This window comes from Leisingera sp. ANG-DT (assembly GCF_000813785.1).
Taxonomy (GTDB): domain Bacteria; phylum Pseudomonadota; class Alphaproteobacteria; order Rhodobacterales; family Rhodobacteraceae; genus Leisingera.
In genome coordinates this window covers 16,339-32,362 of record NZ_JWLE01000032.1, presented here as the reverse complement: position 1 = coordinate 32,362, position 16,024 = coordinate 16,339, and the positions used below count along the sequence as shown (strand labels likewise).

16 protein-coding genes are annotated in these 16,024 nt (G+C 63.2%); 10 read left to right on the top strand and 6 right to left on the bottom strand.

Features of this window, described 5'->3' with window-relative positions; translation table 11 throughout:
* Positions 1-4 precede the first annotated feature (4 nt).
* Genes RA21_RS19660 through RA21_RS19650 form a run of 3 tightly spaced genes read right to left on the bottom strand, consistent with a single transcriptional unit; the run spans position 5 to position 2,266 of the window.
* Complete coding sequence (locus RA21_RS19660) at positions 5-1,324, bottom strand: MATE family efflux transporter (RefSeq protein WP_019295802.1); 1,320 nt, start codon at positions 1,322-1,324, stop codon at positions 5-7.
* Positions 1,325-1,328: 4 nt separating this feature from the next.
* Positions 1,329-1,847, bottom strand: coding sequence for a PaaI family thioesterase (locus RA21_RS19655; protein WP_019295801.1), 519 nt, complete (start codon positions 1,845-1,847; stop codon positions 1,329-1,331).
* Positions 1,844-2,266, bottom strand: coding sequence for a PaaI family thioesterase (locus RA21_RS19650; RefSeq protein WP_019295800.1), 423 nt, complete (start codon positions 2,264-2,266; stop codon positions 1,844-1,846). The genes RA21_RS19655 and RA21_RS19650 overlap by 4 nt, the downstream gene beginning before the upstream one ends.
* Before the next feature lie 123 nt (positions 2,267-2,389).
* Here RA21_RS19650 and RA21_RS19645 point away from each other — a divergent pair, with 123 nt between their 5' ends.
* The 9 genes from RA21_RS19645 (at position 2,390) to RA21_RS19605 (ending at position 11,575) form a co-directional block, all read left to right on the top strand.
* Positions 2,390-2,758 (top strand): MerR family transcriptional regulator, encoded by a 369-nt coding sequence (locus RA21_RS19645; RefSeq protein ID WP_019295799.1) that lies wholly within the window; start codon positions 2,390-2,392, stop codon positions 2,756-2,758.
* A 285-nt stretch (positions 2,759-3,043) separates the two neighbouring features.
* Positions 3,044-3,445 (top strand): MerR family transcriptional regulator, encoded by a 402-nt coding sequence (locus RA21_RS19640; RefSeq protein ID WP_029204772.1) that lies wholly within the window; start codon positions 3,044-3,046, stop codon positions 3,443-3,445.
* Between the two features lie 73 nt (positions 3,446-3,518).
* A complete protein-coding gene (locus RA21_RS19635) occupies positions 3,519-5,300 on the top strand; it encodes an acyl-CoA dehydrogenase C-terminal domain-containing protein (RefSeq protein ID WP_039152048.1) in 1,782 nt (593 codons plus the stop codon).
* Between the two features lie 73 nt (positions 5,301-5,373).
* Positions 5,374-5,586 (top strand): hypothetical protein, encoded by a 213-nt coding sequence (locus RA21_RS19630; protein WP_019295796.1) that lies wholly within the window; start codon positions 5,374-5,376, stop codon positions 5,584-5,586.
* 23 nt (positions 5,587-5,609) lie between these two features.
* Positions 5,610-6,758: an acyl-CoA dehydrogenase family protein gene (locus RA21_RS19625; protein WP_039152005.1), complete on the top strand. Its 1,149-nt coding sequence runs from the start codon at positions 5,610-5,612 to the stop codon at positions 6,756-6,758.
* Between the two features lie 279 nt (positions 6,759-7,037).
* Entirely contained in the window at positions 7,038-7,670 is a 633-nt protein-coding gene (locus RA21_RS19620) for a glutathione S-transferase family protein (RefSeq protein WP_039152002.1), read from the top strand.
* A 10-nt stretch (positions 7,671-7,680) separates the two neighbouring features.
* Positions 7,681-8,892 carry an acetyl-CoA C-acetyltransferase gene (locus RA21_RS19615; RefSeq protein WP_039152000.1) on the top strand — a complete coding sequence of 404 codons (1,212 nt, stop codon included), beginning with the start codon at positions 7,681-7,683 and terminating at the stop codon, positions 8,890-8,892.
* Positions 8,892-9,377 carry a cupin domain-containing protein gene (locus RA21_RS19610; RefSeq protein ID WP_039151998.1) on the top strand — a complete coding sequence of 162 codons (486 nt, stop codon included), beginning with the start codon at positions 8,892-8,894 and terminating at the stop codon, positions 9,375-9,377. The genes RA21_RS19615 and RA21_RS19610 overlap by 1 nt, the downstream gene beginning before the upstream one ends.
* A complete protein-coding gene (locus tag RA21_RS19605; protein ID WP_039151996.1) occupies positions 9,374-11,575 on the top strand; it encodes a 3-hydroxyacyl-CoA dehydrogenase NAD-binding domain-containing protein in 2,202 nt (733 codons plus the stop codon). The genes RA21_RS19610 and RA21_RS19605 overlap by 4 nt, the downstream gene beginning before the upstream one ends.
* An 85-nt stretch (positions 11,576-11,660) precedes the next feature.
* On the opposite strand, the gene RA21_RS19600 is transcribed toward RA21_RS19605, so the two are convergent.
* From RA21_RS19600 to RA21_RS19590, 3 genes are all read right to left on the bottom strand, one after another.
* On the bottom strand, positions 11,661-12,335 hold the full coding sequence (locus RA21_RS19600) for a Hint domain-containing protein (RefSeq protein WP_039151993.1): 675 nt from the start codon (positions 12,333-12,335) through the stop codon (positions 11,661-11,663).
* A 183-nt stretch (positions 12,336-12,518) separates the two neighbouring features.
* Positions 12,519-13,184, bottom strand: coding sequence for a sulfotransferase family 2 domain-containing protein (locus tag RA21_RS19595; RefSeq protein ID WP_039151991.1), 666 nt, complete (start codon positions 13,182-13,184; stop codon positions 12,519-12,521).
* Between the two features lie 145 nt (positions 13,185-13,329).
* The gene (locus RA21_RS19590; RefSeq protein WP_019295788.1) at positions 13,330-14,253 is read right to left on the bottom strand and encodes a DMT family transporter; all 924 of its coding nucleotides are present in this window, start codon (positions 14,251-14,253) and stop codon (positions 13,330-13,332) included.
* Between the two features lie 76 nt (positions 14,254-14,329).
* Between RA21_RS19590 and RA21_RS19585 the strand changes: the two genes are divergently transcribed.
* The gene (locus RA21_RS19585; protein ID WP_039151989.1) at positions 14,330-15,958 is read left to right on the top strand and encodes an AMP-binding protein; all 1,629 of its coding nucleotides are present in this window, start codon (positions 14,330-14,332) and stop codon (positions 15,956-15,958) included.
* Positions 15,959-16,024: the final 66 nt, after the last annotated feature.

Here is a 16,024-nt window from a genome sequence, read left to right as displayed (position 1 = left end):
TTGCTTAGACGCCCACCTGCGCCTCCAGCCGCGGGTAGCGCAGGCCCAGCGTGACGCCGCGGGCGAGGTTCAGGACGATCAGCGCAGCCCAAAGGCCATGGTTGCCAAAGGTCGGCACCAGCAGCAGCAGTGCCGCCACATAGATGGCCACCGATTGCAGCATCGCCCAACGCATGTCGCGGGTCCAGGTGGCGCCGATATAGATGCCGTCGAACATGTAGCTGGCAACGCTCAAGACCGGCAGCACCGCCGCCCAGATCAGGAATACACGGCCCGCTTCGCGCACCTCCGGCGAGGTGGACATCAGGTCGATCAGCCAGGGGCCGCCAGCGGCAAAGGCAATACCCAGCAGCACCGCACCGCCCACACCCCATTGCGAGGTCACGATGGAGGCACGGCGCACCCGCTGCCGGGCCTTGGCACCGACCGCCCCACCCACCAAAGCCTCTGCCGAAAAGGCAAAACCATCCAGCGCGAAGGCGGTGATCTCGACAAATTGCAGCAGGATCTGATTGGCGGCGAGGTTCACGTCGCCGATGCCGGAGCCGATGAACAGGAAGGTGGTGAAGGAGCCGGTCAGCAGCACCGAACGCACCATGATGTCGCCGTTCACTTGCATCATACGTTTGAGCCGTGCCGGATCGAACACCCGCGCCCAATCGCGCCATTGGTCGCCCGCAAAGGCATCGCGGCACAGGTAGAGCCCGAGCGCCAGCCCGCTCCACTCGGCGATCAGCGTGGCAATGGCAACGCCCTCCACACCCCAGCCGAGGCCAAGCACGAACCACAGGTCCAGCGCGATGTTCAACCCGTTCATCCAGACCTGCAGCAGGAATACGCCGCGGGTGCGCTCCACCGCGATCAGCCAGCCGGTGACGGCATAAAGCGCGATGGTGGCCGGTGCGCCCCAGATCCGGATCTGCAGGTAGTCACGGGCCAGGCTTTCGACCTCGGCACTGGCGGGTGCCAGTGCGAAGGCGCCCCAGAAAACGGCGCCTTGCGCGATGATAAAGACGGCTCCGGCAGCAAAGGCCAGGAGCAGCCCGCGCATCAGAAGCGCGCCGGTTTCCCCCCAGTCCCCGGCCCCGCGCGCCTGCGCTGCGAGACCTGTGGTGCCCATGCGCAGGAAACCGAAGATCCAGTAGATCGTCGCCAGAATCACCGCGCCGATGCCCACCGCGCCAATTGGCGCAGCCTCGCCCATCTGCCCCACGACGCCGGTGTCGACGGCGCCCAGAATGGGAACCGTGGCGTTCGACAGCACAATCGGCAATGCGATGCTGAGCACCCGTCTATGGGTGATCTCCGTGTCCGCGCTGGTCATCCGGTCAGCCTTCGCCGTTCTGGTCCTGCGGCATCAGGAAATGGCCGGTGGCCTGGGCAAACAGCTTGTCCTTGTGATCCTGCCAGGCCTCCACATGCACCGAGGCATAGCGGCGCCCCGAACGGTTCACCCGGGCGCGGGCATAGGCATCGCGCGGCAAGCCGGAACGCAGGTAGTCGACGGTGAAGTCGATGGTTTTGGGCTGGCGCGGCAGGTTGCCCTTGGCCATTTCCGCCGGGTCCAGATCACCGCTTTCGATGCGCTGCCAAAGGTGCGACCAGTTGAGCGTGATCATCGCGGTGATTTCCAGGAAGGCCGCCGTCACCCCGCCGTGGATCGCCGGCAGGAAGGGGTTGCCGATCAGCTTGTCATCGAAATTCAGCACCGCAGTCAGCTCATCACCGCGGCGCTCGAAGGTCACGTTCAGGAAGCGGATGTAGGGCACCGAGTCGACCAGCGCCGACAGGGCTGCATCGCGGCGCTGCTTGACCACCTGGATCGGTTCGGGACGGGGGCGGCTCAAAACTTCTTCTCCACGGTAAAGGCGCCTGAGGCGGTGGCGACGGGGCGGTCCGTGTCCTCGTCCATTGCCACGGCGCGGACAAAGGCGACGGTGCGGGTGATGTGGTGGCAGGTGGCGCGGGTGGTAATGGCCTGCCCCGGTGTGGCGGGGCGCATGTAATCAATGCGCAAGTCGATGGTGGCGGTGCCGCCCGGGGCGGACGGGTGGCTCATCACCGCTGCGCCGCAGCATGTGTCCATCAGGGCTGAGACCGCGCCGCCGTGAATGACGCCGGTGGCGGGATCGCCGATCAGCTTTTCGTCATAGGCCATGCGGATCTCGGCGGTGCCGTCGCCGATCTCTGTCAGCTTCATTCCCAATTGCTTGGCGTGCGGAATCGCTTCGATGAACTGGCGCGCGAGGTCGGTCTTGTCGGCCATGGGAGTGTCCTTTGGATTCTCTCCCTCATCTTTGGCCCTGCCCCGGCAAAAGCGCAAGTGTGCCGCCGCGGAGGTTGCACTGTTCGCTGCAAGTGCATAGGTTCCCGGCAAGGGAGACGACGGATGACCGACAAAAGATTGTCATTCAAGGAAATGTGCGCAGAGTTCGAGGTCACGCCGCGGACGCTGCGCTACTATGAATACATCGAATTGCTGCAGCCGGACCGCGAAGGCCGGTCGCGGTTCTACGGAGCGCGGGAGCGCGCCCGGATGAAACTGATCCTGCGCGGGCGCAAGTTCGGCTTTCAGCTGGAAGAGATCCGCCAGTGGCTGCTGATCTATGAGAAAGAGGGCAACGACGCCCAGAACCACGCCTTCATGGAAATGGCCGACCGGCAGCTGGTGGAGCTGGAAAAGCAGCGTGAGCAGATCAATGAGGCGATTGAAGAGCTGAGCGAGCTCCGCGAAAGCACACGGGCGCTGCTGAAATAAGCCCAGCACATCTTTCCGGTAGTTGAACCCCGTCCTTTTGGCGGGGTTTTTCTTTTGCAGATTCCGCTGCCGGATTCGCCGGGTTTCTGGCCAGACGCATTGCCGGAACCCGCCTGCAGACAGCCAGCCAGCCCATAACGTTACGTCACTTTATGTTCGTTTTGCGAACCAGTAACGCCCCGCAAAGTGACGCAACGTACAACTTACGTAAACGTAAAGTCAGTCTTGATCGAAATCCGAACTGCGCACAGCTTGGGCCTGCACCAAGCCGTAAGAGTGACGATGATGACCGAAGAAACCATGACCATCCGCGAGATGTGCGAGGCCTTTGACGTGACGCCCCGCACACTCCGGTTCTACGAAGCCAAGGAACTGCTGTTCCCGATCCGCGACGGCCAGAAGCGGCTGTTCACCAAACGCGACCGCGCCCGGCTGAAGCTGATCCTGCGCGGCAAGCGGTTCGGGTTCAGCCTGGAGGAAATCCGCCAGCTGCTGGAGCTGTACCACGTCGGCGACCAGCAGGTGACCCAGCTCACCAAGACCTATGAGGTCGCGCGTGACCGGCTCGCCGATATGGAGCGCCAGCGCGAGGAGCTGACCGAGGCAATCGAGGACCTGAAGGACCAGCTGGCCTGGGGCGAGAAGATGATCGCCTCGATGAAGGCCAAGCAGGAGGCGGCCGAATAGGCCGCCGCCCCGCCCTTTCCCGCCGGCCTGCCCGGCATTGACCACGATCACCAAGACCCTGAAGAGGACCGCAATGCCTTCCTATCGAGCCCCCGCCAAAGACGCCCAGTTCATCCTGCACGACGTGCTGAAGGTCTCCGGCCAGGACATCCCCGGATACAACGAACTGGAACCGGATTTCACCGGCGCCGTGCTGGAAGAAGCGGGCAAGATCGCCAGCGAAGTGCTGCACCCGCTGAACACGGTGGGCGACCAGGAGGGCTGCCGCCTGGAAAACGGCGTGGTCTACACCCCCAAGGGATTCCTGGAAGCCTTCGAGCAGATGAAGGAAGGCGGCTGGACGGGGCTGGACATGCCGGAGGAATTCGGCGGCCAGAACATGCCCTATGTGATGGGCACCGCGGTAGGCGAGTTCTTCTCCGCCGCCAACCAGGCCTTCACCATGTACCAGGGCCTGACCCATGGCGCGGCCTCCGCCATTCTGGCGCATGGCACGGAAGAGCAGAAAGCAACCTATCTGCCCAATATGATCAGCTGCCAGTGGACCGGCACCATGAACCTGACCGAACCGCATTGCGGCACCGATCTGGGCCTGATGCGCACCAAGGCGGAACCGCAGGGTGACGGCAGCTTCAAGATTTCCGGGCAGAAGATCTTCATCTCTTCCGGCGATCACGACATGGCGGAGAACATCGTGCATCTGGTGCTGGCCAAGATCCCCGGCGGCCCCGAGGGCATCAAAGGCGTCAGCCTGTTCATCGTGCCGAAGTTCCTGGTGAACGAAGACGGCAGCCTGGGTGAGCGCAACGGCGTCTCGGTCGGCAAGATCGAAGAGAAGATGGGCATCCACGGCAACTCCACCTGCGTGATGAACTATGACGGCGCGACCGGCTGGCTGCTGGGTGAAGAGCACAAGGGCATGCGCGCCATGTTCACCATGATGAACGAGGCCCGCTTGGGTGTCGGCATGCAAGGTCTGGCGCAGGCCGAGGCCGCCTATCAGAACGCGCTGGAATACGCCAAGGACCGCCTGCAGGGCCGCGACGTGACCGGCGTCAAGAACCCGGACGGCCCGGCGGATCCGCTGATCGTGCATCCGGATATCCGCCGCTCGCTGATGGATCAGAAAAGCTTTGCCGAGGGCGCCCGCGCGTTCCTTCTGTGGGGCGCCACCCTGATCGACCAGGCGCACCGCGCAGGCGACAAGGATGCGGACGGGCTGATCTCTTTGATGACGCCGGTGATCAAGGGTTTCCTGACCGATCAAGGCTATGACATGACGGTGCAGGCGCAGCAGGTTTATGGCGGCCATGGCTACATCGAGGAATGGGGCATGTCGCAATACACCCGCGACGCCCGTATCGCGATGATCTACGAGGGCGCCAACGGCGTGCAGGCGCTGGATCTGGTGGGCCGCAAGCTGGGCCAGCATGGCGGTAAATACGTCCTCGCCTTCTTTGACATGGTGAAAACCTTCTGCCAGGAAAACAAAGAGATTTCAGAGGCTTTCACCAAAGATTTCATCAAGCCGCTGCAGGCTGCCTCCAAGGATCTGCAGGCGGCTGGCATGTTCTTCATGCAAAGCGGCATGAAGAACCCGAACCACGCGCTGGCGGGGTCTTATGACTTCATGCATTTGTTCGGCCAGGTCTGCCTGGGCCTGATGTGGGCGCGGATGGGCAAGGCGGCGCAGGAAGCGCTTGACGCCGGGACGCAAGACGCGGCGTTCTATGAGACGAAACTCGCAACCGGCCGGTATTACATGGCACGGCGGCTGCCCGCGACCAAGCTGCACCTGGCCCGCATCGAAAGCGGCGCCGACACGGTGATGGCGCTGGACGCGGACGCCTTCTGATGCCTGCGGGCGTCCCCTTGCGGGGCGCCCGGTTCTGCCCCGGCCGGTGCTTTGACACGCAAAGGACCGCAAGATGCCAAAACGTTTCCGCCTGACCCGCCGCCTGCCGATCGCGATGACCGAGGACGGCTACCGCAGGCTGAAGAAGTTCGCCCAGGAGGCGGGGCTGGATGAAGGCGAAGCGCTGTCATTCCTGTTCGAGAATTTCGACAGCGTGACAGACTACGAGAACCTGAGCCACCGGCTGCGGCTGTTCAACGCCGAGCTGGAGGCGCGAAAGCGCTAGAAAAGCGCAGCAAAGGGAGAGAGATGACCGAGACGCACTCCGCATGGATGACGGATGAGCACCAGATGCTTGGGGAGATGACGGCCCAGTTCATCACCAATGAATGGGCCCCCAAATTCGAGACCTGGCGCAAGCAGGGCCTGATGGACCGGGAGACCTGGACCCAGGCCGGTGAGCTGGGCCTTCTCCTCCCCTCGATCCCCGAGGAGTACGGCGGCGCCGGCGGCGATTTCGGCCATGAGGCGGTGATCCTTATGGAAGGCAGCCGCGCCAACCTGGCCAGCTGGGGCCATGGCATCCATTCCGGCATCGTCGGCCATTACATCCTGGCCTATGGCACCGAGGAGCAGAAAGCGCGCTGGCTGCCGAAGATGGTGACCGGCGAGTTGGTTGGCGCGCTGGCGATGACCGAACCCTCCACCGGGTCGGACGTGCAGGCCATCAAGACCAAGGCAGTCAAGGATGGCAACGCCTACCGGCTGTCGGGGCAGAAGACCTTCATCACCAACGGCCAGCACGCCAACCTGATCCTGGTGGCGGCCAAGACCGACCCCTCACAGGGTGCCAAAGGCGTGTCGCTGGTGGCGGTGGAAACCGACGGTGCAGAAGGGTTTTCCCGCGGCCGCAACCTCGACAAGATCGGCTGCCACGCGGCGGACACATCGGAGCTGTTCTTCAGCGATGTGGAAATCCCGCCGGAGAACATCCTGGGAGGCGTTGAAGGCCAGGGCTTCTACCAGATGATGCAGCAGCTGCCGCAGGAACGGCTGATCATCGCCTGCGGCGCGGTCGGCGCGATGGAAGGCGCGGTGGAACGCACGGTGGCTTATTGCAAAGAGCGCGAAGCCTTTGGCGGGCCGCTGACCCAGTTCCAGAACACCCGCTTCAAGCTGGCCGAATGCCTGACCAAGACCAAGGTCGCGCGCGCTTTCCTGGATGAATGCATCAGTGAGCATCTGCAGGGCAAGCTGACCGTCGAGAAGGCCGCAATGGCCAAGTATTGGATCACCGACACCCAAGGCGAGGTGCTGGACGAATGCCTGCAGCTGCACGGCGGCTATGGCTACATGCAGGAATACGCTGTGGGCGAGATGTGGGCCGATGCCCGGGTGCAGCGGATCTATGGCGGTACCAACGAGATCATGAAGGAGCTGATTGCGCGGTCGTTGTAGGCGCAGGGGCCGCGGAGGCACCGGCAGGAGGCCGATGATGGACTTTGAGTATTTTGGGAAAGATGAAGCCAAGGCAGTGTCCCAGCCCCCAAGCCTTCGCCAAATGGGCAGGGACGTCTTCACCTTTCACGGCCATCGGCTCTCCAGCCTGTACCGCAAGCCCAAGGTAACAAACGGAGCGATGAGGCGGGTTAATGCCCCATCATCTTTCCAAAAATACTCCACGGGGGTGCGGGGGTGTGAAACCCCCGCTCCGCCATCCGAAACAGGGAGCAACAAATGACAATCAAACTGCATTGCTTTGGCGAAAGCGGCAACTCCTACAAAGCCGCGCTGGCGCTGGAGCTGGCCGGTCTGGACTGGGAACCGGTTTTTGTCGACTTCTTCGGCGGCGCGGCCCGCACGCCGGAGTTCCGGGAATTTTCCGCCATGGCCGAAGCGCCTGTTCTGGTGGATGGCGATCTGACGCTCAGCCAGTCGGGGGCGATCCAGCAGTATATCACTGACAAGACCGGCAAATTCGGCGGCCGCCCCGAGGATAAATACGAGGTGCTGCGCTGGGTGCTGTGGGACAATCACAAGATGTCCAGCCAGGCCGGCATGACCCGGTTTCTGATCAACTTCCTGCCGGAACAGCACCGCTCGCAAGAAGTGATCAACTTCATGCAAGGCCGCCTGAAGGCCGCCTATGCCACGCTGGAACACCATCTGGAGGGCCGCGAGTGGATTGTTGGCGACAGCCTCACCAATGCCGACATCAGTTGCTGCAGCTACCTCTACTACCCGGAACCCTTCGGCTTTGACCGGGCCGAATGGCCGCATATCGACGCCTGGCTGGACCGCATCAGCGCCCTGCCCGGCTGGAAACACCCCTATGATTTGATGCCCGGCAACCCGTCGGACCGGGCCTGAGGAGAGCACAATGACAGACGCATATATCTATGACGCGCTGCGCACCCCGCGCGGCAAGGGACGCAAGGACGGCTCCCTGCATGAGGTGACCTCGGTCCGCCTCTCGGCGCTCACGCTGAACGCAATCAAGGAGCGCAACAATCTGGAAGGCCATGCAGTAGAGGATGTGATCTGGGGCAACGTGACCCAGGTGATGGAACAGGGCGGCTGCCTGGCGCGCTCTGCCGTACTGGCCTCGGACCTGGATGAGCGCATCCCGGGTCTCGCCATCAACCGCTTCTGCGCCTCCGGCATGGAAGCGGTGAACCTGGCGGCCAACCAGGTGAAGGGCGGCGCGGGCGATGCCTATATCGCAGGCGGCGTCGAGATGATGGGCCGGGTGGCCATGGGCAGCGACGGTGCGGCGATTGCCGTGGACCCGAGCCTCGCGATGGAGACCTATTTCGTGCCGCAGGGTATCTCGGCCGACATCATCGCGACCGAATACGGCTTTACCCGCGATCAGGCCGATGCGCTGGCGATGGAATCCCAGCGCCGGGCCGCCAAGGCCTGGGAAGAGAAGCGGTTCGAGAAGTCGGTGATTACCGTCACCGACCAGAACGGCCTGCCGATCCTCGCCCATGACGAATACATGCGCCCCGGAACAGACATGCAGGCGCTTGGCTCGCTGAACCCGGCGTTCCAGATGATGGGCGAGCAGATGCCGGGCTTTGACAAGGTGGCGATGCTGAAATACCCGCATCTGGAGCGGATCAACCACATCCACCACGCCGGCAACTCCTCTGGCATCGTCGACGGTGCTGCGGCGCTGCTGATCGGCAACAAGGAGTTTGGTGAACGCCACGGCCTGAAGCCGCGCGCGCGCATCAAGGCCACCGCCAAGATCGGCACCGATCCGACCATCATGCTGACCGGCCCGGTGCCGGTGACCGAAAAGATCCTGGCCGACAACGGCATGAAAATCGGCGACCTGGACCTGTTCGAGGTGAACGAGGCCTTTGCCTCTGTCGTAATGCGCTTCCAGCAGGCGTTTGACGTCGACCCGGAGCTGGTGAACGTCAACGGCGGCTCCATCGCCATGGGCCACCCGCTGGGCGCCACCGGCGCGATCATCATCGGCACCCTGCTGGATGAGCTGGAGCGGCAGGACAAAGAATGCGGCCTCGCCACCCTGTGCATTGCATCGGGCATGGGCGCCGCAACCATCATCGAGCGCGTCTGATGCCGAAGCTGGACCTATCCCAACTGCCCTGGCGGACCGGATCGGGCTACCCCGGCAAGCTGGCCGAGGCCTGCGAAGGCCGCAGCGTGCAGCCGCTGGGGGATCCCGGCGGGCTCAGCCAGTTCGGTGTCAACATCGTGCGGCTGGAGCCTGGCGCGGCCTCCTCCCTGCGCCACTACCATATGGAGCAGGACGAGTTCGTGATGGTGACAGAGGGCACCTGCACCCTGATCGACGATCAGGGCGCGCATGAGATGATGCCCGGCGACTGCGCCGCCTTTCCGGCGGGCGAGGAGAACGGCCACCATCTGGTGAACCGTTCGGACAAGCCTGCCGCCTTTCTGGTGGTGGGCACCCGCACCGCAACCGAGACCGGCTATTACAGCGATTTGGACATGATGGTGAAATTCGCAAGCGGCGAGTTCACCTTTACCCGCAAGGACGGCAGCCCGCTGACGGCTGACCAGACCGGAGAAGACACATGAGCGATTTCAAATACGACGTGGACGCAGACGGCGTCGCAATCATCACCTGGGATGCCGAAGGCAAGAGCATGAACGTCCTCACCCGCGAGGCCTTTGGCCTGGTGGAGGAATACGTGGACCGGGCGCTGGAGGACGACGCCGTAAAGGGCATCGTGATCACCAGCGGCAAAAAGGACTTTGCCGGCGGCATGGACCTCAATGTGCTGGCCACCATCCGCGAGGAGTCGGGGGAGAACCCGGCGCAAGGCCTCTTTGACTTCACCATGGGCGGCCACCGCATCCTGCGCAAACTTGAACTCGCAGGCATGGATCCCAAGACCAAGAAGGGCGGCAAGCCGGTGGCCTGTGCCATCAACGGCACCTGCGCCGGCATCGGCACCGAGATTGCGCTGGCCTGCCATCACCGGGTGATGACCTCCAATCCCAAGGCGAAAATCGGCCTGCCGGAGATCATGATAGGCATCTTCCCCGGCGGCGGCGGCACCACACGGTATTCGCGCATGGTGGGCGCGATGGCGGCGGCCCCTGTCCTGCTGGAAGGCAAGATGATGGACCCGAAAAAGGCCAAGGGCGCCCAGCTGATCGACGCGGTGGCCGACGATGCGCTGGCGGCGGCCAAGGAGTGGGTGCTGAACGCCAAGGACGCCGATCTGGTCAAGCCCTGGGACGCCAAGGGCTACAAGATGCCGGGCGGCGCCCCATATCACCCCGCGGGCTTCATGACCTTTGTCGGTGCCTCCGCGATGGTGCACGGTAAGACCCAGGGCGCCTTCCCGGCGGCCAAGGCGCTGCTGTCCTCCATCTACGAAGGCGCGCTGGTCGATTTCGACACCGCACTGAAGATCGAGGCGCGCTGGTTCACCAATGTGCTGATGAACCCGTCGTCCTCCGCCATGATCCGCAGCCTGTTCCTGAACAAGCAGGCGCTGGAGAAGGGCGCAGTGCGGCCCAAGGACGTGCCGGACCAGTCGGTGAAGAAGATCGGCGTACTGGGTGCGGGCATGATGGGCGCGGGCATTGCGCTGGTCTCGGCCCAGGCGGGCATGGAGGTGGTGCTGATTGACCGTGACCAGGACGCCGCCGACAAGGGCAAGGCCTATTCCGCCGCCTATATGGACAAGGGCATCAAGCGCGGCAAGGCGACCGAGGAGAAGAAAGAAGCGCTGCTGGCGCAGATCACCGCCACCCCGAACCTGGACGCGCTGAAGGGCTGCGACCTGATCATTGAGGCCGTGTTCGAAGACCCGGGTGTCAAGGCCGAGATGACCCAAAAGGTCGAGGCGATCATTCCCGAAGACTGCATCTTTGCCTCCAACACCTCCACCCTGCCGATCACCGAGCTGGCCAAAGCATCGAGCCGGCAGGACCAGTTCATCGGCATCCACTTCTTCTCGCCGGTTGAGAAGATGTTCCTGGTGGAGATCATCAAGGGCAAAGAAACCGGCGACCGCGCGGTGGCCAAGGCGCTGGATTATGTGCGCCAGATCCGCAAAACGCCGATTGTGGTCAACGACGCGCGCTTCTTCTACGCCAACCGCTGCATCCTGCCCTATATCAACGAGGGCCTGCGGATGATCACCGAGGGCGTCAGCCCGGTGCTGATCGACAACGCTGCGCGCCAGCTGGGCTTCCCGGTGGGTCCGGTGCAGTTGACCGATGAGACCTCGATTGATCTCGGCGCCAAGATTGCCCGCGCCACCAAGGCGGCGATGGGTGATGCCTACCCGGAAAGCCCGGCCGATGACCTGATCTTCTGGATGGAAGAACTGGGCCGTCTGGGCCGTAAGTCGAACGCGGGCTTCTTCGAGTATGACGACAAGGGCAAGCGCGCCGGATACTGGACCGGCCTGCAGGAGAAGTACCCGCTGGCAGCCGAACAGCCCGACCTGATCGAGGTGCAGGAACGGCTGATGTTCGCGCAGGTGCTGGAAGCGGTCCGGGCGCTGGAGGAAGGCGTGCTGATGGATATCCGCGAGGGCGACGTCGGCGCCATCCTGGCCTGGGGCTTTGCGCCGTGGTCCGGCGGCCCGCTCAGCTGGCTGGACATCCTGGGCACGCCCTATGCGGCGGAGCGTTGCGACAGCCTGACGGAGCAGTTCGGCGAGCGTTTCGCCTGCCCGGAACTGCTGCGGGAGATGGCGGAGAAGGGCCAGAGCTTCTACACCCGCTTTGCGCCGGAAACTTCTGCGGCGGCCTGAAGGCAAACATAAAACGAGGAAAGGCCAGCGCCCATGCGCTGGCCTTTTTTATGCCTTATCAGCAAGTTGAATGCCGAAACTGATCTTACATTCTGACCTCAGGCTGCAAAGCGCCGGCAGCGGCGCCTGCGGGCCAGTATTCTTCCTCAGCCATCATCGACAGAACCAGGCCGCGGGCCTCATCCGGGTTCAGCACGCGGTAGGCGCCTTGTTCGGAGAACACCCGGCCGCACATCAGGTTCGCCGGTGCCGCCGAGTAGCCCAGCATCCCGGCTTCCAGATAGATCACCTGATCCTCGGCAAATCGCGGCATCACCAGTTCCAGCTGGGCGCCCGGATGCATCCGGCGGATACCGCGGTAGCCTTCCAGGGCGCAAGCCGGAACGATGGCAAAGGGATCACCCTGGGCGTCTTCCACCAGTTCGCTTTCCAACAGCACGCCTTGATCCGGCATCAGCCACATCGGCACCCGGTTCATCAGCGCATCGCGCGGCACAAACAGCGGACAGCGGGCAGGTTCCAGATCGCCCTCTGCCGGGATCATGACCTCGCGCTGCAACTCCACCACGGTTTGCATGCCGTGATCGAAGGTCAGCACCTTGTCACCGGGCGTCAGCGCCTCCACCGGGCGCCAGCCCAGGTTAGAGGCCACATGGGTGCCCGCCAGGAAACCGCCCTGACCCACGGCGACCAGGGGAAAGCCGCTGTTCATGACCCCGCCAGCCGGGGTGCTCGTGCGTTTCAGAAGCCAGTCCAGCATCCGCTTTCCTTTCCAGAGGCTGCGGAGAACCCCCAACAGCCAGCCCGATAATTTTTTCCTTTGATCCTTGCCGCTTATGGGACGGAACTAAGGCGAAAACCGGACATTGTTCACGTTTCTGCGCCGATCTGCCAAACCTTTGCCGGATTAGGCTCCGGCCAGGCGCAATCAGCGCGCTACACGCTATCTGGATAGGAGAGAATCGTTAAAAGAGTATTCAAATTGCGCGATATCCTGCGCGCAGGCTTCGGCCACGGCCCCAGCCGCGGCATCGTCATAATAGACCCGCCAGTCGCGCTGGCGGCCGCTTTCATTGACCACTGGCAGTTCAAGGGAAAACCCGAGGTGATCAAACAGCAGCTGCGCATCGCTCTGGAAATGCTCCAGCCGGATATAAAGCTGGCACTGCTCCGCCCCGTCCGCGCGGCGCATGTAGGAAGACGCCGGGCTGCTGCAGAAGGCTGCGATGATCTCCGGGTGCTGCACAAAGGCACGGAACTCTTGCGCCTTCGCCAGGCCGATGGCCGGATGATCGAAGCTCTGCTCGCGCAGCCAGTGGTAATAGCTGACAGCGCGGTCCCAGGGATTGCGCACCAGGGTAAAGGCAAAGAGGCCTTTCAAAGTGTCCTCAGGAACCAGCCCTTCGATGTCTGCCAGGGTGGAATGCTTCCACAGCCGCCCGCGTGCCTCAGCGTCCTTTAGGCGGCGGCGGCGCTTCAGGGCCTTTGGCGTATCCCCCAGCATCATGTCATCGGCCATGGCACGCGCCTCCAGCGCCAGCGCCAATGCGGTGCCGCCGGTCTTGGGGATATGGATGAAAACGTACCGGCGGCCTTGGGACAGGATCATGCCCCGACCCTAGGATATTGATCTGGGTAAGGAAACGATGGATTTACGCCTGCTGTGGAGCGCCTCGCAGACCCATTCACCTTTGCACAAATACTCCGGGGTGAATTGGCCCCGTGGGGCCAAAGAGGGGCAGCGCCCCTTCCCTTCACTTCGAACGCAGCGCGATGGTGGTGCCGGCCGTGATGATCAGACCGATCCCCAGCATTTGCCAGAGGTTCAGCGCCTGCCCCCAATAGGCCCAGGCAACCCCCGGCCCGACGATCATCACCGAGTATTCGAACACAGCGACATAAGAGGCCTCACCCAGCTGGTAGGCCTTGGTGATCAGGAACACGCCACCCACTGCTGCGCAGCCCTGCAGCAGGATCAGGTGCGGGATCTCCCACAGCGGCCAGACCCAGCCGCGGGTGACAAAACCGTCCGCTCCCGCGGGCACGTCCTGCGGCCAGATCTCCAGCCCCGCCAGCAGCATCGCCCCCAGCACACCCTGCACCAGCAAGTAGACGAACAGCATCGCCACCGTGCTTTCGCCCTGGCAGTAAAGCCCGGTTGCCAATGAGCCGAGCGCATAAAATAGTCCGCCCGCCACTGGCACCAGGATCAGCCAGCTAAAGGCCGCGGGGTCAGGCTGCAGCACCATCATGACACCCGCAAAACCGCCGAGCACCGCGCCGACACGGATCCAGCCGATCCGCATCTTCAGGAACAGGACGGAAATCACCACGATCAGGATCGGCGAGGTGAACAGCCCGGCCAGCGCTTGGGCAATCGGCATCAGCGCCACGGCGGAGAAGTAGAAAACCATCGACACCGCCACCAGCACCGCACGCAGCAGTACAGCGCCGAAGTTGCGGCAGCGCAGCCCGCCCAGTCCGGCGCGCGCCATCAGCCACAGGAACGGCAGTGCGACAAATGTGCGCAACAGGTAGAACTGGCCGAGCCCGATGGTCTCCGCCATCAGCGGCACGGCGTTGTCGGTGATGCCGATAATCAGCATTGCCGCCAGCATGGCCTGTGCGGCTGCGGTCTGGCTGGTGCCCGGGGCGGAGAGTGCGGCTGTTTGTTTCATACCCTTCCCATTGCCCGCAACTTTCCGCAATATCTGTCCTCTAAGCGACACCAAAGTGATTCAGGGGAGGAAACTGATGGGGTGGATGGCGGATGAAACCGGTCTGGAGAAGACCGCCGCGAATTATGTGCCGCTGTCGCCGCTCAGCCATCTGCAGCGGGCGGCGCAGGTGTTTCCGGACCGTTTGGCGGTCAGCTATGGCAAGCACCGCAAGAGTTATGCGGAATACCATGAGCGCTGCACCCGTCTGGCCTCCGGCCTGGTCAAGCTGGGGGTGAAGCCCGGCGATGTGGTGGCGACCTTGCTGCCGAACATCCCCGCCCAGGCAGAGGCGCATTTCGGCGTGCCCGCCTGCGGCGCGGTGCTGAACACCATCAACACCCGTCTGGATGTGGGCACTGTTGCCTATATCTTTGAGCATGGCGAGGCCAAGGCGGTGCTGGTTGATCCGCAGTTCATTGAGCTGGCAGAGGCCGCCGTCGAAGAGATGGAAGGCCCCGCCCCGGTCCTGATCGAGGTGGCCGACGATCAGGCGAGCTGGCACGCCACCGGCCGTCACATGGAATACGAGGCGCTGCTGGCCAGCGGCGACCCGGACTTCCAGTGGATCATGCCCGAGGATGAGTGGGAAAGCCTGGCGCTGAACTATACTTCCGGCACCACCGGACGCCCCAAGGGCGTGGTCTATCACCATCGCGGCGCCTATCTGATGACCATGGGCACGGTGGTGTCCTGGCGGATGGTGCTGCACCCGGTTTATCTGACCATCGTGCCGCTGTTCCACTGCAACGGCTGGAACCACACCTGGATGATGCCGCTGGTTGGCGGCACCCTGGTCTGCTGCCGCGATATCAGCGCGCAGAACATCTACAACGCCATCCACTACGAGGGCGTCACCCATTTCGGCGGCGCCCCGATCGTACTGAACATGATCGTCAACGCGCTGGACGAGGAGCGCCGCACCTTTGACCACACGGTCGAGGTCTTCACCGCCGGCGCCCCGCCTGCCCCGGCGACGCTGTCGAAGATCGAGAACCTTGGTTTCAACATTACCCATGTCTACGGGCTGACCGAGACCTTCGGCCATGTCACCGAATGCTACTGGAAGGCAGAGGACTGGGACGCGCTGGACAAGGCGGGTATCGCCGCCAAGAAATCGCGCCAGGGTGTCGCCATGCCGATGCTGGAGCCGGTGGTGGTGCGCGACAGCGAGCACAACGTGCTGCCGATGGACGGCCAGGCCCAAGGCGAGATTGCCCTGCGCGGCAATGTGGTGATGAAAGGGTATCTGAAGAACCCCGAAGCCACGGCGGAGGCCTTCAAGAACGGTTACTTCAACTCCGGCGACCTCGCCGTCCAGCACCCCGACGGCTACATCCAGATCGCTGACCGGGCCAAGGACATCATCATCTCCGGCGGCGAGAACATCTCCTCAGTCGAAGTGGAGGGCGTGCTGATGGCGCACCCGGATGTGCTGCTGGCCGCCGTTGCCGCAATGCCGGATGAGAAATGGGGCGAAGTGCCCTGCGCCTTTGTCGAGCTGAAAGCCGGTGCCAAGGAAGACGCCGCGGCGCTGATCGCCTTCACTCGCGAGACGCTCGCAGGCTTCAAGGCGCCCAAGAAAGTGGTGTTCCAGGAGTTGCCCAAGACCTCCACCGGCAAGATCCAGAAGTTCGAACTGAGAAAAATCGCCAAGAACCTGTAACTTTTCACCGCGAAACAGCATCCGGGGGCGGCAAAGCAAATTGCCGCCCCTGTTTTATGTGCTTAT